We start from the raw sequence: 16,330 nt of genomic DNA on the forward strand, positions 1-16,330 counted from the left end.
TTGACCGACGTAGTCATCCCGATCCGCCTGCTCGACAAGGATCTGCCGCTGCCGGCCTACGCGCACCCGGGCGACGCCGGGGCCGACCTGGTCGCCGCCGAGGACGCCGAGCTGGCCCCCGGCCACCGCGTCAAGGTGCGTACGGGCATCGCCGTGGCGATCCCGCAGGGCTATGTCGGCCTGGTGCATCCGCGGTCCGGCCTGGCGGCCCGCCTGGGCGTGACCGTCCTCAACGCGCCGGGTACGGTCGACGCCGGTTACCGGGGCGAGATTCTGGTGATCCTGGTCAACCACGACCCGGAGAACACCGTCAAGATCTCTCGCGGCGACCGCATCGCCCAGCTCGTGATCCAGCGGGTCGAGCGGGCCTCGTTCCATGTGGTCGACGAGCTCGACGACACGGCTCGCGGCGCCGGCGGGCACGGGTCGACCGGCGGGCACAGCGGTCTGCTGCCGACGCAGCAGACGCAGGTATGAACGGAAGGTGGCAGTGATGTTCTCCCGTAAGCGCGGCGAACCCAAGCACGTGCGCGCGACCGACGCGCCGCCCTCCGAGGCGCTCAAGCAGAGCCTGGCGGCGGGCGACGAGCCGCCGCGGCCCGACCGCGGGCCGTGGGACGCGAACCAGGCCCCCGACGACATCCAGCGACTCGACCTGGGCAGCCTGCTGATCCCGGCGGTCGACGGCGTCGAGGTGCGGGTGCAGGCCAACCCCGACGGCGCGGTCGAGCAGATCGTGCTGGTCGACGGCGACAGCGCGTTGCAGCTCGGCGTCTTCGCGGCGCCGCGCACCGAGGGCATCTGGAACGAGGTGCGCGACGAGATCGCCGAGGCCATGAAGTCCGACGGTGTGGCCGCCCGCGAGGTCGACGGGCCGTACGGTGTCGAGCTGACCGCCCGGGTCAACACCCCGGAGGGCCCGGCCGACGTGCGGTTCGTGGGGGTCGACGGGCCGCGCTGGATGGTCCGCGCGCTCTACCAGGGCGCCGCCGCGGCCGACCCGTCCCGCGAGGGCCGGCTCGGCGAGGTGCTCTCCGGTCTGGTGGTCGTGCGCGACAACGAGGCCCGTCCGGTGCGCGAGGCGCTGCCGCTGCGCCTGCCCAAGGAGATGACCGAGCAGGCTCAGCAGGAGCAGGACGCGCAGACCAACGGCAACCGTCCCGCCTAGCGCCTCGTGATGGCGCTCACCAGGGGCGTACCGTATATGAACGGCACGGTGTGCAGGTGACCGTGCCGTTCATCGCAGGGAGAGGGTCATGACCACCGACGCGCGTACCGGCTTGCGCCGGTTCTTCGACCGGTTGACCGCCACCGACTCCGAGCTCGACGCGGAAGACCTGCAGCGCGAGGTCGCGAAGTGCGGCGCGATGCCGGCCGGGCAGTGCATGCGCGGCCAGGTCGTCTCCGTGAACGGTCGGCTGCGTACGGTGGCCTACACTCCTCGCACCAACCTGCCCACCCTCGAGGCCGACCTCTGGGACGGCAGCGACGTGGTGACCCTGGTGTTCCTGGGCCGCCGGTCGATCGCCGGCATCGAACCGGGGCGGCAGCTCACCGCGCGCGGCCGCATCGCGATCCGTGACGACCGCAAGGTCATCTACAACCCGTACTACGAGCTGGAGGCGCCCCGGTGACGTCCGGTAGCGAGCCGCGCCACGCCGCGCACGAATCCGTGGAGGAACGGCTCGCCGAGGAGGTCGTCGAGGAACTCGACCTGCACCCGGTCGAGGAGCCGAAGAAGGACGACGACGAGCCGCTCCCCTCGATGAGCGAGCAGATCGCCGAGCAGCTCGGCGGGGTGCGGGGCCTGATCGAGTCGAGCCTTCCGGTGCTCGCCTTCGTCGCGCTCAACGTGATCCTCGGCGACAGCGTCGTCGGGCTCGAGACCCGTACGGCGCTTTACTGGGCGATCGCGGGCGCGGTGCTGTCGGCCGTGGGCATCGGCGCTTACCGCCTGGCGCGCAAGCAGCCGGTGCGGCACGCGGTGAACGGCCTGTTCGGCATCGCGGTCGGCGCCTACCTGGCCTGGCGTACCGGCGACGCCAAGAACTTCTACCTGCCCGGCATCCTGCTGACCTTCGGGCAGGCGGCGCTGCTGCTGGGCTCCGTGGTGATCCGCAAGCCGATCATCGGCTACGTCTGGGGCATCATGGCCAACAAGGGCCAGCAGGACTGGTTCGGCAACGCCCGGCTCTTCCGCACCTTCCAGTGGCTCACGCTGGTCTGGGTGGTCTCGCTGAGCCTGCGCGCCGGCATCCAGTTCTACCTCTACCAGATCGGCGAGGCGAACGCGCTCGGCATCGTCCGCATCCTGATCAGCTGGCCGATCTACGCCGCCACGTTCGCCTTCACCGCCTGGGCCATCCACCGCGTCACCAGCGCGCAGAAGCCGGCCGAGTCCGCGGTCTAGAGCCGGTCGAGGCCGGGGTCCAGAGCCGGATGGGACCGCGGTCTAGTCGAGCGAGCGGCCCTGGCTGCCGAGCACGACGGCGCGGATCTGGTCCTCCACCTCGGCGGTGCAGACGAAGATCAACTCGTCGCCCGCCTCGAGCGTGTCGTCGGGGGTCGGCACCATGACCCGCTTGCCCCGCAGGATGGCGACCAGCGCCGAGTCGCGGGGGAGCGGCACGTCGCGTACGGGCTGACCCTCGTACGGCGCGTCGCGGGGCAGGGTGATCTCGACCAGGTTGGCCTCGCCCTGGCGGAACGTCATGAGGCGTACGAGGTCGCCGACCGTCACCGCCTCTTCGACCAGCGCGGCCATCAGGCGCGGCTTGCTCACCGACACGTCGACGCCCCACTGCTCGGTGAAGAGCCACTCGTTCTCGGCGCGGTTGACCCGGGCGACGACGCGGGGCACGGCGAACTCGGTCTTGGCCAGCAGCGAGACCACCAGGTTGGCCTTGTCGTCGCCGGTGGCGGCCACCACTACGTCGCAACCGGCCACGTCAGCCTCTTCCAGGCTGCTCAGCTCGCAGGCGTCGGCCAGCACCCACTCGGCCTCGGGAACGCGCTCAGGGCGCAGCTGGCGGGGCTGGCGCTCGATCAGCATGACCCGGTGGCCGTTGCCGATCAGCTCCTGCGCGATCGACCGGCCGACGTTGCCGGCCCCGGCGATGGCGATCCGCATGGTCACTGTCCTTCCTTGTCGGCACCGGAGGCGATGTCGAGCACGGCGTGCACCGTGTCGTCGGTGACCAGCATGAACACCTGGTCGCCGTCTTGCAGGACGGTCGACGCGGTGCCGAGCGTGCCCATGCCGAAGCGCATCAGGTAGGCCACGCGGGCGCCGGTGCGCTCCTCGAGCGACTTGAGCGTGCGGCCGACCCAGTCGCGGTGCAGCGGCGCCTCGACGATCGAGACCACACTGGTCGGGTCGCGGAAGACCTCGACCGTGCCCTCGGGGACCAGGTGGCGCACCATGCGGTCGGCCGCCCAGCGGATGGTCGCGACGGTCGGGATGCCGAGCCGCTCGTAGACCTGGGCGCGCTTGGCGTCGTAGATGCGGGCCACGACCCGGGAGACGCCGAACGTCTCGCGGGCCAGCCGGGCCGAGATGATGTTGGAGTTGTCGCCGCTGGAGACCGCCGCGAAGGCGTCGGCCCGTTCGATGCCGGCGGCCCGCAGGACGTCGCGGTCGAAGCCGATGCCGGTCACCGTCGTGCCGCCGAAGTCGGAGCCCAGCCTGCGGAAGGCGTCGGAGTTCTGGTCGATCACGGCCACCGAGTGGCCGCGCTCCTCCAGATTGTGGGCGAGCGTCGACCCGAGCCGGCCGCATCCCATGATCACCACGTGCACGTGCTGGGTCCTCCCGCGTGAGTGCGTCTGCACAGAGATTGTCACGCCTTCGCCAGCAGCGTCGCCCGGGGCGGGGTACGCGTCCAGGCGTACAGCCGTACGCTAGGCACTCGTGGCCAGTCCGACCTCCCTCGCGAAACGCCTGCTGCTCGGCCGGCCGTTTCGATCCGACAAGCTTCAGCACACGCTGTTGCCCAAGCGGATCGCGCTGCCGGTGTTCGCCAGCGACGCTTTGTCGAGCGTGGCGTACGCGCCCGATGAAATCCTCCTGACCCTGTCGATCGCCGGCGCGGGCGCCTTCGTCTTCTCCCCGTGGATCACTCTGGCCGTCGCGGTCGTGATGGTCACCGTCGTCGCCAGCTACCGGCAGAACGTGCACGCCTACCCCTCCGGCGGTGGCGACTACGAGGTCGCGACGGTCAACCTGGGCCCACGGGCGGGCCTGGGGGTGGGAAGTGCCCTGCTGGTCGACTACATCCTCACGGTGGCGGTCTCGAGCAGCGCGGGCGTGAACAACCTGGGCTCCGTGGTGCCGTTCGTCGCCGAGCACAAGGTGGCCTTCGCGGTCGGCGCGATCGTCCTGCTGACCTCGCTCAACCTCCGGGGGCTGCGCGAGTCGGGCACGGCTTTCGCCATTCCGACGTACGCCTTCATCGTCGTTGTCGTCGGCATGATCCTGATCGGTTTGTTCCGGGTCTACGTGCTCGGCGACGACCTGCGGGCACCCAGCGCCGGCCTGACCATCACGGCCGAGGAGGACCACCTCACCAGCTTCGGGTTCGCCTACCTGCTGCTGCGCACGTTCTCGTCGGGCTGTGCGGCCCTTACCGGCGTCGAGGCGATCTCGAACGGCGTGCCCGCCTTCAAGCCGCCTAAGAGCAAGAACGCCGCGACGACGCTGCTGTTGCTGGGTGGCCTCTCGATCGTCATGCTGGTCGGCATTATCTGGCTGGCGCGGGCCACCGGCTTGCAGTACGTCGAGGACCCCGGGCTGCAGATCGTCGCGGGCCCGGACAACTACGTGCAGAAGACGGTCACCACCCAACTGGCCGAGACGATCTTCGGCCAGGGGTCGTTGCTGCTCTACCTGGTCGGCGGGGTCACCGCTCTGATCCTCTTCCTGGCCGCGAACACCGCGTTCAACGGCTTCCCGGTGCTCGGCTCGATCCTCGCCCAGGACCGCTTCCTGCCCCGCCAATTCCACACCCGCGGCGACCGGCTGGCCTTCAGCAACGGCATTCTCTTCCTCGCCGTCGCGGCGATCGCGCTGGTGGTGGCGTTCCAGGCCGAGACGACCCGGCTGATCCAGCTCTACATCGTCGGCGTCTTCGTGTCGTTCACGCTGTCGCAGGGCGGCATGATCCGGCACTGGAACCGGCTCCTGCGCACCCAGCGAGATCCCGCGCGGCGACGCCGCATGAAACGCTCGCGGGCGATCAACGCCTTCGGCATGGGGCTCACCGGCACCGTGCTGGTCATCGTGCTGATCACCAAGTTCCTGCTCGGCGCGTGGATCGCGATCGCCTTCATGGTCGTCATCTACGCCGTCATGGGCGCCATCCGCAAGCACTACAACCGGGTCTCGCGGGAGCTGCAGCCGACCGACGAGCGGCCCGTGCTGCCGTCGCGCAACCACGCCGTCGTGCTGGTCAGCAAGGTGCACATGCCGACGCTGCGGGCGGTCGCCTACGCCCAGGCCACCCGCCCCGACACGCTGACCGCGGTCACCGTGAACGTCGACGACAAGGACACCCGCGTGATCCAGGAGGAGTGGGAGCGACGCCAGATCCCGGTGCCGCTGACCGTGGTCGACTCGCCCTACCGCGAGATCACCGGCCCGATCATCGACTTCGTCAAGGGCGTACGGCGTAGCTCTCCGCGCGACGTGGTGACCGTCTTCGTCCCCGAGTACGTGGTCGGCCGCTGGTGGGAGAACCTGCTGCACAACCAGAGCGCCCTGCGCATCAAGGCCCGGCTGCTCTTCGAGCCGGGCGTCATGGTCACCAGCGTGCCGTGGCAGCTGCGCTCGTCGCAGGACCGCAACCTTGACCGGTTCGACCAGAGCCTGACCCGGGTGCCGGCGCGCGGTCCGCGCGTGCGGCCGCCCGCCGAGCCCGAACCACCCACCGACGACCGCACCCCGGAGCCGCGACCGTGACCGACCTCATCGAAAGCGACCCCGTCGAAGGCGACCTCGTCGAACTGACCGTCGGCGCGCCCGCGCACGGCGGCCACTGCGTCGCCCGGCTGGGCGGTGAGCACGGCCGGGTCGTCTTCGTGCGGCACGCGCTGCCCGGCGAGCGGGTCACCGCCGAGATCACCGAGCTGCACAAGGGCTTCCTGCGGGCCGACGCGGTCGAGATCCACGAGGCCTCGCCCGACCGGGTCGAGCCGCCCTGCCCGTACGCCCACCCGGGGGCCTGCGGCGGCTGCGACCTGCAGCACGCCTCGGGCGACGCGCAGCGCCGGTGGAAGGCGTCCATCGTCGAGGAGCAGCTGCGCCGGCTGGCCAAGCTCACCTGGAAGGTCGAGGTCGAGGCGCTGCCGGGCGGGCTGCTGGGCTGGCGTAGCCGGGTGCGCTACGCGGTCGACGCCGCCGGGCGGGCCGGGCTGCTCAAGCACCGCTCGCACGAGGTGGTGGCGATCGACCGCTGCCGCATCGCGCACCCCGCGATCCAGGAGCTCGACCTGCTGAAGCTGGAGTGGCCCGACGCCGACGCGCTCGAGGCGGTCGCGACGACCGGCGGCGACGTGGTGGCGCTGGCCCGGCCGTCGGGCACCGGGGGCACGCTTCCCGCCGACGACCCGGCCGAAGCCCCCACGCTGGGCGGCGGCGGGCGCGTGCGGCTCTCCGGGCCGGCCGAGGTGACCGAGGTGGCCGCCGGGCGCAGCTGGCAGCTTCCGGCGGAGAGCTTCTGGCAGGTGCACCCGGCCGCCGCCGACACCCTGGCGGCCACGGTGGTCGAGATGCTGCACCCGACCGAGGGCGAGACCGTCTGGGACCTCTACGGCGGCGCCGGGCTCTTCGCCGCCGCGGTCCGGGAGCACACCCACGGCCGTACGACGTTGGTCGAGAGCTCGTCCGTCGGAGCGGCCGCCGCCCGCGAGAACGTGCCCGCGGCCGAGGTCGTCGAGGCGCGGGTCGAGACGGCGCTGTCCCGGCGCCGGATCACCGGACCGGTCGACCTGGTCGTGCTCGACCCGCCGCGGGCCGGGGCCGGGGCCACGGTGGTGCGTTCCGTCGTCGCGGCCGGGCCCCGCGCGGTGGCCTATGTGTCCTGCGACCCGGCGTCGCTGGCCCGCGACGTGGCCACCTTCCACGAGCTGGGGTGGCGGCTGACCGGGCTGCGCGCCTTCGACTGCTTCCCGATGACCCAGCACGTCGAATGCGTGGCGGTCTTCGAGCCCTGAGCCGGCGACCGGCTCAGGGCCCGCGCTGTCTCAGCGAGCGGCGACCGCCTTCTCGGCGGCGGTGATCGCGTTGCGGAAGAGCATCGCGACGGTCGTCGGGCCCACGCCGCCCACGCGGGGGGTGATGGCCCCGGCGACCTCGGCGCACTCCTCGGCCACGTCGGGCAGCAGGCGCTTGCCCTCATACCGGACGCCCGCGCCGATCACCGTCGCGCCGGGGCGTACGTGCTCGGGCTGGATGATGCCGGGCACGCCGGCCGCGGCCACCAGGATCTCGGCGCGGCGGGTGTAGCGGTCCCAGTCGGGTACGCCGGTGTGCACCACGGTCACGGCCGCGTTGGCGGTGGGCCGCTTCTGGGCCAGCAGCATCGCCAGCGGGCGGCCCAGGGTCGCGCCGCGGCCGAGGATGACGACCTCGTGGCCCGAGACCGGGATGTCGTAATAGGCGAGCAGCGCTTCGATGCCGGCCGGGGTGCAGGGCAGCGGACCGGGCAGGCCGACGGCGAGCCGGCCCATGTTGAGCGGGTGCATGCCGTCGACGTCCTTGTCGGGGTCGAGGGTCTGCAGCGCGGCGTCGTAGTCGAGGTGGCGCGGGATCGGGTACTGGATGAGCACGCCGTGCACGCTCGTGTCGGCGTTCAGCTCGGCGATCACCTCGTACAGGTGCTCCTGGGTGGTGTCGTCGGGCAGGTGCCGGTGGGGCGAGTCGAAGCCGAGCGAGGCGGCCTGGCGCTGCTTGATGCGGATGTAGCCGGCGCTGGCGTCGTCGTCGCCGACCAGGATCGTCGCGAGCGAGGGCGTGACGCCCTGGGCCTTGAGCTTGGCGGCCCGGTCGGCCACGTCGAGCAGGACTGCCTCGGCGACCGGAGCGCCGGGAAGGAGACGGGCTGTGGACATGCGGGCTCCCTGTCGCACGGGGGCCCAGGCGGTCGACTCCCCGTGACACGCTCCCCGATGGTCAATCCATCCCCGGTGCCGCCAGTCGCGTCCTCACCAAGGATGCCGGACGCCGGGAGGGGGATCGCAGCCGGGTTGTTACTGTGCGGTAGGTCACGAGCGGCCGCAGGTCACGCTCACGTTTCGGTTCTGTGGAGGAGCTGAGGAGAGCCGACCGGCCGGGATGCGCGCTCGCCACGCGCCGATAGACTTCGCACCCATGAGCGAATCCCTTCCCGCCACGGCCGGCATTCTGGCGACGATCACCGGCCCGGGTGATCTCAAGCGCCTCAGCAATGAGCAGCTGACCCTCCTGGCGGCGGAGATTCGCGATTTCCTGGTGGCCAAGGTGTCGCGGACCGGCGGCCACCTCGGCCCCAACCTCGGCGTCGTCGAGACCACCCTGGCCCTGCACCGCGTCTTCGACTCGCCCCGCGACCGCGTCCTTTTCGACACCGGCCACCAGGCGTACGTTCACAAGATCGTCACCGGTCGGCAGGACGGATTCGACCTTCTCCGCCAGCGCGGCGGGCTCTCCGGCTACCCGAGCCGCGCCGAGAGCGAGCACGACCTCGTCGAGAACTCGCACGCCTCGACCGCGCTGTCCTATGCCGACGGCCTGTCCAAGGCGTTCGCGCTGCGCGGGGAAGACCGGCACACCGTGGCCGTGGTCGGCGACGGCGCGCTCACCGGCGGCATGTGCTGGGAGGCGCTCAACAACATCGCCGCCGCCAAGAACCGCCTGGTCATCGTCGTCAACGACAACGGCCGCTCCTACGCCCCGACCATCGGCGGCCTGGCCGACCACCTCTCCACGCTGCGGCTCAACCCGGGCTACGAGAAAGTGCTCGACCTGGTGAAAGACGCGCTGGGCTCGACCCCCGTGGTCGGCAAGCCGGTCTACGAGGTGCTGCACGCGGTCAAGCGCGGCATCAAGGACGCGGTGAGCCCCCAGCCGATGTTCGAGGACCTCGGCATCAAATACATCGGCCCGGTCGACGGTCACGACGTGCAGGCGATGGAATCGGCGCTGCGCCGGGCCAAGGGCTTCAACGCACCGGTCATCGTCCACTCGGTCACCCGCAAGGGTTACGGCTACCGCCCCGCCGAGCAGGACGAGGCCGACTGCCTGCACGGTCCGGGCGCGTTCGACGCCGAGACCGGCAAGCTGCTCGCCGCGCCCAAGCTGAAGTGGACCAGCGTCTTCGCCGAAGAGCTGGTGAAGATCGCCGACGAGCGCCCCGACGTCGTGGGCATCACCGCGGCCATGGCCGAGCCGACCGGCATCGCGGCGCTGGCCGCCAAATACCCCGACCGCGCGTACGACGTGGGCATCGCCGAGCAGCACGCGGTGACCAGCGCGGCCGGCCTCGCGATGGGCGGCCTGCACCCGGTGGTCGCCGTCTACGCGACCTTCCTCAATCGCGCGTTCGACCAGGTTCTGCTCGACGTGGCGATGCACGAGCTGCCGGTCACCTTCGTGCTCGACCGGGCCGGCATCACCGGTCCCGACGGCCCCAGCCACTACGGCACATGGGACATGAGCGTGTTCGGCGTGGTCCCCGGCCTGCGCATCGCCGCGCCCCGCGACGAGGCCTCGCTGCGCGAGGAGCTGCGCGAGGCGATCGCGGTCGAGGACGGGCCGACGATCGTCCGCTTCCCGACCGGCGCGGTGCCGGCCGCCCTGCCCGCCGTGCGCCGGGTCGGTCAGGTCGACGTGCTGCGCGAGGACGACCGCCAGGACGTACTGCTCGTCGCGGTCGGCTCGTTCGCCGGGCTCGGCCTCGAGGTGGCCGACCGGCTTGCCGAGCAGGGCTTCGGGGTCACCGTGGTCGACCCGCGCTGGGTGCGCCCGGTGCCGATCGAGCTGAGCGGCCTGGCCGCCCGGCACCGCCTGGTCGTCACGGTCGAGGACGGCATGCGCACCGGTGGCGTGGGTGACGCGGTGGCGAGCTCGCTGCGCGACGCCGGCGTCGAGGTGCCGCTGCGCAACTTCGGCGTGCCGGCCGGCTTCCACCCGCACGGCTCGCGCGGCGAGATCCTGGCCGCGCTCGGCCTCACCTCGCAGGACGTGGCACGCGACGTCACCGAGTGGGTTGCGAAGCTCGACCAGCAGCCGGAGCTTCAGCCCAAGGCGTGATCCACGACACCGATAAAACGGCGATTGCCCCACGAAGCGGACTGGCGTGGGGCAATCCGTTATCTGCTCGTTATTTTTGGAACATGACGGTGCAGGGCAACACGGTGGTCATCGATCTGGGTCTGGAACGCGGCGAACCTGACTCGTACGACTCACCGCGACGCTCGACGTTTCCCGGCTGGTTCCCGGCCGCGGTTCTGGCCGTGCTCGTCCTGGCCACGTCGGGCGCCTCGATCGCCCCGGCCAAGCCGGCCCTGAGCGAGGTCTTCAGCCTGCGGGTCGGGCCGGCCGACGCGTACGCGATCACCGACGACGGCCGCCTGCTGGCCCAGACCTTCGGCCTGCTCAGCGCCTATGACCTGAGCGACGGCGAGACGCAGTGGGAGGCCGGGCAGACCGCCCCCGCGTTCCGGCTGCGCCTCGGCTCGGGCCTGGTGCTGATGCGGCCGTGGACCGTCGGCTCGCGCGATCCGGGCACGACGGCGATCGCGCTGACCGACGGCGGGCCGCGGTGGAGCCGCCCCGGCAACGTGGTCACGCTGCCCGGCTCGCCCACTCTGATCTCGGCCCAGCCGATCCGCAACGGGACGGGCGTGTCGCGACGCGTCCAGGGGCCGGTCGAGGCCATCGACCCGGCGACCGGCAGCACGAACTGGACCGTCGACGTGCCGTCGAGCGCCGTGCTCCTGGGGCTGCACGGGCCGGGGGACTCGGGCACCCGCATGCTGCTCGTGCACGACGACCGCACCATGGCCGTGCACGACCTGGTCACCGGCGCCCGGCTGGCCACCGCCCGCATCCCGGCGGCCGACTACGACCCGGCGAACCCGACGGTGGTCAACGGCATCATCCTGCTGCGGCACCCGGGCCGGCCGGACATGGAGTTCTCCGCCTACGACCCGGTCACGTTGCGCAATCTGTGGAGCCAGCCCGCCCGGGGGTCGTTCGAGGTCGACCCTTGTGGGGTTCTGGCCTGTCTGACCGGGCCGGACGGGATGCGCGCGATCGACCCGGCCACCGGCGACGTGCGCTGGACCAACCCCGACTGGCGGGGGCTTCAGCAGTTCGGGAACATGTTCGTCGCCTACGGCTCGACCGAGAACACGCGACCGCTGGCCGTGATCGACCCGGACACCGGGGCCAGCGAGGTCGACCTGACCGGATGGCGCCCGGTCAGCGGAACGGTCGGCGAGGACCACCTGCTGGTCACACGCTCGGTCGACTCCGGAGGTCGTACGATGGTCGCCTTCGCCCAGCCGGGCGAGAGGCAACCGCGGCTGCTCGGGCCGCTCCCGGACGGCACCGGTGACTGTCAGGCCGCCCCCGAGCGGCTGGTGTGCCGCTCGATGTACGGCCAGCTCGTGGTCTGGGCGTACGGCAAGAAGGGGTAACCGTTGGCGCTGATCGAGCTGGATCTCACCGGCCGGCCCGACCACCTGCCCCGGTCCCGGCCGCCCGCGCGGCGTTATCGCCTGCCCGGCCTGCTGCTGGTCGCCGTGCTCGCCCTCGCGGCCGGAGGCGCCGCCCCGATCCTGCCTGTGCTCTGGCGCTACGTCGGCGCCGTGCCCGCCCCGATGGGCCCGGAAGCGCCGTTCCAGCTCACCGGCGGCCGCATCTTCACGACCGAGCGGGACGGCAAAGATCGCATCACGACCGCGTGGAGCCTGGCCGGGCCGCCCCGGGAGGTGTGGAGCACGCGGTTCCCCGTGCGCGAGACCGAGCCCGACGAGATCAGCTTCGGCGGCCTGAACGCGGTGCCGGCCGGCGGCGTCGTGCTGCTCTCGGACGGCCCGGCCACGACCGTCGTCGACGCCACGACGGGCGAACGGGCCTGGTCGTCGCCGGTGGGTGTGACACCGCTGGCCGGCGGGCGCACGGGGATCGTGCAGGACAACGAGTTCCGCGACGGCACGCTCTACGACCAGTCCTCGGGCGAGCCCGGCCTGCTGTTCTTCGGGGCCACCGGCGAGCCCCACACCGAGCCGCCGCTGCGCACCGACGTACGCGGTGTCGACCTCGCCACCGGCCGCACGCTCTGGACCCTCGGCGCGCCCGGCTCGGTGAACGTGCTCGTCGCCCCGGGGGACGCCCCGGCTGTGCTGCTGCTCTCGTCCGACCGGCTGCAACGCATCGACGGGACGAGCGGCCGGGTCGTCGCCTCGATCGCCCTGCCCGCGCTGGACAGCGGCGGGCCCACCGGCGGCGAGCTGGTCGACGGGCTGATGATGGTCTACTACGGCCACGACGGCGTGGTCGCCCGCGAGGCGGCCTACTCGGCGGACACCCTCGGGCAACTGTGGTCGCGGGCGGTGCCCGAGGTGCTTCTCGACCGGGCGAGCTGCGCGGGACTGCACTGCTCGGGCAGCCTGCGGGCTCTCGACGTGCTCGACCCCCGCACGGGCGAACCGCGGTGGCGGGCGCCCACCGGCGTCGACCTGATGAAGCGCGGCGGCTACGTGATCGAGATCGGCAACGAGTCGGGGCTGCCCGAGCGCCTGGTCGATCCGGGCACCGGCGCCGCGCGCGTCGACCTGGCCGGCTGGCGGGCCGAGGTGATGGGCGACGACAGCCAGCCGATCCTGCTGCGGCGCAGTCTCGGCGCGGAAAGTGCTTTCGGCGTGGTCGTGCCGCGGCGCGACGCCGTCCAGCCGCTCGGGGTGACCGGCTGGCCCGTCGGCGACTGCACCTCCGACCGCTCCCACGTCGCCTGCCGCGCCGGCGGCGAGTTGCGAATCTGGGCCTACCGGGCCTGAAACAACCGGGCGCACAATGGGTGGGGGTGCGCCGTGGGAGTCATCGACCTGGGCGAGGTGCGCCGCGAGGCGCCGGCCACCGTCGTGCCCGAGCGCCTGTTGCCGCACCGGGCCCTGCTCGCCCTGCTGTCGATCGCGCTCGTCGTCCAGGTGGCGGCGGCCGCCGCCCCGGTGCCCGCACCGCGACCGGTCATCGTGCCGGCCCGGCTCGGCGACACGATGTTCCTCGCCCACAACCGCATGATGATGGTCTCCGGTTCGGCCACGGTGGTCGCCCAGGTCAGCCGAAGAACCATCAGCACGTACGCCCTCCCGAGCGCGAAACTGCTCACCCGCACCACGGTCACCGTCTCGGGCGCGATCAACCAGGTCCTGCTGGCCGGCGAGACGATCCTGACCTCCTACCAGGTCGACGCCAGCGGCACGTGGGCCACCGTGGCCGTCACCAAAGGCACCGACCAGACCCGCTGGCGGCAGACGGCCAGGCTGATCGCGATCTCGCCGGAGGACGAACTGGTGCTGCTGGGCACCGACGACGCGGTGCGCGGTGTCGACCTGCTGTCCGGGGCGACCCGCTGGTCGCTGAGGCGCCCCACCGACGGCTACATCGCCGAGGCCGGGTGGGTCGGCGACTACCCGCGCTGGCTGGTGCTGCTCAACGAATCGGGGCGGCTGGAGACCCGCGACCCGCGCACCGGCGCGCTGATCGCCACCCGCGTCGTACCGTCCCGGCCCGGACGCGCGAACGGGCTGATCTGGCCGGTCGACGACCTCGTCATGGCCGACGACGGCGGGCCCGGCGTCGGGGCGTACCGGTTGCCGGGTCTGACGGCCCTCTGGCACACCGACGCCGACCTGTCGACGACCTGGACGCAGGTGGGCTGCGGCCGGTTGATCTGCGCCTTCCTGCATCAGCGGGGGATGACCGCCCTCGACCCCGCCACCGGTCGTGAGCTGTGGCATTCCGACCGGTGGGCGTACGCGGAAGGGATCGGGGATTATCTTCTGGCGACCCGGGCCGAACGTGGGCTGGACGAGCCCGGCCTCTGGGTCATCGACCCGGCCACCGGCCGGCCGAAGGGTGATTTCGGGCGCTGGGAATTCCTCGCCCCGACCGGCGACGGGCGCTTCTACGCCAAGCTGGACGTGCGCGGCGAATATCGCGTGCACTACGGCGTGCTCGATCCGGCCACGCTCTCGGTGCGCCTGCTCGGCACGGTCGAGGACGTCTCGGACAGTTGTCAGGCGACGGCCGGACTGTTCATCTGCCGGCTGATCGACGCCTCCGTCGCGATGTGGCCCCTTGGATAACCTTTGTCTTACGGTCTCTTCACACTCGGTCGGCGAGGCTGGTCCCGGCGGTTCGATGGAGGTCAGCGGTGCGTGTGCTGGTGGTGGAAGACGAGCGGAACCTCTGTGACGCGATCGCGCGAGGGCTGCGGCGCAAGGGCATGGCGGTCGACGTCGCCTACGACGGCCTCCAAGGCCACGAGATGGCCTACGTGACGCGATATGACGTCGTCGTTCTCGACCGCGACCTGCCCGGCATGCACGGCGACGAGATCTGCGCAGCCCTGGTCGAGTCGGGCGCGCTCACCCGCGTGCTCATGCTGACGGCCAGCGGCACGGTCGCCGACCGCGTCGAGGGCCTCCAGCTCGGCGCCGACGACTACCTGGCCAAACCCTTCGCCTTCGAGGAACTGGTGGCCCGGGTGCAGGCGCTCGGCCGGCGAGCGACCCCGGCCGCCCCGCCCGTGCTCACCGTGGGCAACCTGGTGCTCGACCAGACCCGTCGCGTGGTCACCCGCGGCGGCACCCCGATCGAGCTCACCAACAAAGAGTTCGGCGTCCTCGAAGAGCTGCTCAAGGCCCGCGGCGGCGTGGTCTCGAGCGAAGAGCTGCTGGAACGGGTCTGGGACGCCAACACCGACCCGTTCACCACGACCGTTCGGGTGACGATGATGACGCTGCGCAAAAAGGTGGGCGACCCGCCGTTGATCGAGACCGTGGTCGGCGCGGGCTATCGGGTGCCCGAACCGGTCGGCCTCTCATGACGGTCTACCTCGGCCGTGCTCGCCGCGGCTCGGGCTTCACCCTGCGGCCCACGCTGCGGTTGCGGCTCACCCTGCTCAACGGCATCCTGCTGGTCGGCGCCGGCGCGATCCTCGTGCTGCTGGCCTGGCTGCTGGTGGCCGACGTGATGCACCCCGGCGTCGGGCTCGCCCCCGGGTCGACCGTCACGCTGGCCGACGGGACGACCGCCGACGCCGTGTCGTGGCAGAAGACCCTGGTCGACTCGGCGTCGCGCGAGGTGCTGGTCAAGGGCCTGGTGGCGCTGTTCGCGATCGGCATCATCGGCATCGCCGGGGCCTACGCGGTGGCCGGCCGCGCCCTGCGCCCGCTGCACAACGTCACCCAGACCGCGCGGCGGCTCGGCGAGGAGACGCTCGACCAGCGCATCCGCTACTCCGGGGCGGACGACGAGGTGGCCGAGCTGGCCCGCACGTTCGACGCGATGCTCGACCGGCTGGCCGGGGCGTTCGAGTCGCAGAAACGGTTCGTGGCCAACGCCTCCCACGAACTGCGCACCCCGCTGGCCGTGATGCGCACCGAGATCGACGTGACGCTGACCGACGACGAGGCCGACGTGGCCGAATACCGGCGCATGGCCAAGGTGGTGCGCAACGCGTCCGAACGGGCCAACGGTCTGGTCGACGCGCTGCTGGTGCTGGCCCGCTCGGAGGCGCAGTCGGGGCGGCGGCTGGTGCGCAAGGTGCCGGCCGACCTGTCGATGAGCGTGACCAGCGCGCTGTCGGCGGTGAAGGCCGAGGCCGAGAGACTCAAGCTCGACGTCACGACCGACCTGCAACCCGCGAACGTGGTGGGCGACCCGTCCCTGCTCGACCGGCTGGCCGGCAACCTCATCGAGAACGCGATCCGCTACAACCACCTGCTCGGCCGGCTGTGGGTCAGCACGTCGACGGTGAACGGGCAGGCGCGGCTGGTGGTCGGGAACACGGGCTACGAGGTGGAGCCGGCCGACGTGCCCGGGCTGTTCGAGCCGTTCCGGCGGGGCGGCTGGGAGCGTACGGGGTCACGCGGCTCGGGGCTGGGACTGTCGATCGTGCGTGCGGTCTGCGACGCCCACGGCGGCACGGTGTCGGCGGTCGCCCAGGAAGGCGGCGGCCTCGAGGTGACGGTTTCGCTGCCCACAGCCGACACGACCCCGGTGGTGGCGGCGTCGGCCTCGGTGCCCCGCGCCAAGGGGCTCGGGGTCGCTTCCTCGTAAGCC

Annotated in this window: 15 protein-coding genes and 1 riboswitch; of the genes, 12 read left to right on the forward strand and 3 right to left on the reverse strand. The window is 71.9% G+C overall.

Features of this window, described 5'->3' with window-relative positions:
• From dut to EER30_RS39420, 4 genes are all read left to right on the forward strand, one after another.
• On the forward strand, positions 1–477 hold the full coding sequence (dut, locus tag EER30_RS39405; RefSeq protein ID WP_127506684.1) for a dUTP diphosphatase: 477 nt from the start codon (positions 1–3) through the stop codon (positions 475–477).
• Positions 478–493: 16 nt separating this feature from the next.
• Positions 494–1,168 carry a DUF3710 domain-containing protein gene (locus tag EER30_RS39410; RefSeq protein WP_127506686.1) on the forward strand — a complete coding sequence of 225 codons (675 nt, stop codon included), beginning with the start codon at positions 494–496 and terminating at the stop codon, positions 1,166–1,168.
• Positions 1,169–1,256: 88 nt separating this feature from the next.
• Positions 1,257–1,634 carry an OB-fold nucleic acid binding domain-containing protein gene (locus EER30_RS39415; protein WP_127506688.1) on the forward strand — a complete coding sequence of 126 codons (378 nt, stop codon included), beginning with the start codon at positions 1,257–1,259 and terminating at the stop codon, positions 1,632–1,634.
• A complete protein-coding gene (locus EER30_RS39420; RefSeq protein ID WP_127506690.1) occupies positions 1,631–2,410 on the forward strand; it encodes a DUF3159 domain-containing protein in 780 nt (259 codons plus the stop codon). The genes EER30_RS39415 and EER30_RS39420 overlap by 4 nt, the downstream gene beginning before the upstream one ends.
• A gap of 42 nt (positions 2,411–2,452) precedes the next feature.
• On the opposite strand, the gene EER30_RS39425 is transcribed toward EER30_RS39420, so the two are convergent.
• Both EER30_RS39425 and EER30_RS39430 read right to left on the reverse strand, forming a co-directional pair.
• Complete coding sequence (locus EER30_RS39425) at positions 2,453–3,136, reverse strand: potassium channel family protein (RefSeq protein ID WP_127506692.1); 684 nt, start codon at positions 3,134–3,136, stop codon at positions 2,453–2,455.
• The gene (locus tag EER30_RS39430; RefSeq protein ID WP_127506693.1) at positions 3,133–3,798 is read right to left on the reverse strand and encodes a potassium channel family protein; all 666 of its coding nucleotides are present in this window, start codon (positions 3,796–3,798) and stop codon (positions 3,133–3,135) included. Before EER30_RS39430 ends, EER30_RS39425 begins: the two co-directional genes overlap by 4 nt.
• A gap of 112 nt (positions 3,799–3,910) precedes the next feature.
• Here EER30_RS39430 and EER30_RS39435 point away from each other — a divergent pair, with 112 nt between their 5' ends.
• Together EER30_RS39435 and EER30_RS39440 are read left to right on the forward strand one after the other, a co-directional pair.
• The gene (locus EER30_RS39435) at positions 3,911–5,956 is read left to right on the forward strand and encodes an APC family permease (protein WP_127506695.1); all 2,046 of its coding nucleotides are present in this window, start codon (positions 3,911–3,913) and stop codon (positions 5,954–5,956) included.
• Positions 5,953–7,209: a class I SAM-dependent RNA methyltransferase gene (locus EER30_RS39440; protein WP_240670589.1), complete on the forward strand. Its 1,257-nt coding sequence runs from the start codon at positions 5,953–5,955 to the stop codon at positions 7,207–7,209. The genes EER30_RS39435 and EER30_RS39440 overlap by 4 nt, the downstream gene beginning before the upstream one ends.
• A 30-nt stretch (positions 7,210–7,239) precedes the next feature.
• On the opposite strand, the gene EER30_RS39445 is transcribed toward EER30_RS39440, so the two are convergent.
• Entirely contained in the window at positions 7,240–8,106 is an 867-nt protein-coding gene (locus tag EER30_RS39445) for a bifunctional 5,10-methylenetetrahydrofolate dehydrogenase/5,10-methenyltetrahydrofolate cyclohydrolase (protein WP_127506698.1), read from the reverse strand.
• 15 nt (positions 8,107–8,121) lie between these two features.
• A riboswitch (ZMP/ZTP riboswitch) is annotated at positions 8,122–8,205 on the reverse strand.
• 160 nt (positions 8,206–8,365) lie between these two features.
• Between EER30_RS39445 and dxs the strand changes: the two genes are divergently transcribed.
• The 6 genes from dxs to EER30_RS39475 all read left to right on the forward strand — a co-directional run bounded on the left by dxs (position 8,366) and on the right by EER30_RS39475 (position 16,327).
• Positions 8,366–10,285, forward strand: a complete 1,920-nt coding sequence (gene dxs / locus EER30_RS39450; protein ID WP_127506700.1) for a 1-deoxy-D-xylulose-5-phosphate synthase — start codon at positions 8,366–8,368, stop codon at positions 10,283–10,285.
• Between the two features lie 83 nt (positions 10,286–10,368).
• Positions 10,369–11,676 (forward strand): outer membrane protein assembly factor BamB family protein, encoded by a 1,308-nt coding sequence (locus EER30_RS39455; protein WP_127506702.1) that lies wholly within the window; start codon positions 10,369–10,371, stop codon positions 11,674–11,676.
• A 3-nt stretch (positions 11,677–11,679) separates the two neighbouring features.
• Positions 11,680–13,038, forward strand: coding sequence for a PQQ-binding-like beta-propeller repeat protein (locus tag EER30_RS39460; protein WP_127506704.1), 1,359 nt, complete (start codon positions 11,680–11,682; stop codon positions 13,036–13,038).
• A 33-nt stretch (positions 13,039–13,071) separates the two neighbouring features.
• The gene (locus EER30_RS39465) at positions 13,072–14,349 is read left to right on the forward strand and encodes an outer membrane protein assembly factor BamB family protein (RefSeq protein WP_127506706.1); all 1,278 of its coding nucleotides are present in this window, start codon (positions 13,072–13,074) and stop codon (positions 14,347–14,349) included.
• A 68-nt stretch (positions 14,350–14,417) separates the two neighbouring features.
• Positions 14,418–15,092, forward strand: coding sequence for a response regulator transcription factor (locus EER30_RS39470; protein WP_127506708.1), 675 nt, complete (start codon positions 14,418–14,420; stop codon positions 15,090–15,092).
• A complete protein-coding gene (locus EER30_RS39475) occupies positions 15,089–16,327 on the forward strand; it encodes a sensor histidine kinase (protein ID WP_205650622.1) in 1,239 nt (412 codons plus the stop codon). Before EER30_RS39470 ends, EER30_RS39475 begins: the two co-directional genes overlap by 4 nt.
• Positions 16,328–16,330 lie beyond the last annotated feature (3 nt).

Origin of the sequence: Actinoplanes solisilvae (assembly GCF_003999975.1) — a bacterium.
In the GTDB taxonomy this organism is placed as follows: domain Bacteria; phylum Actinomycetota; class Actinomycetes; order Mycobacteriales; family Micromonosporaceae; genus Actinoplanes; species Actinoplanes solisilvae.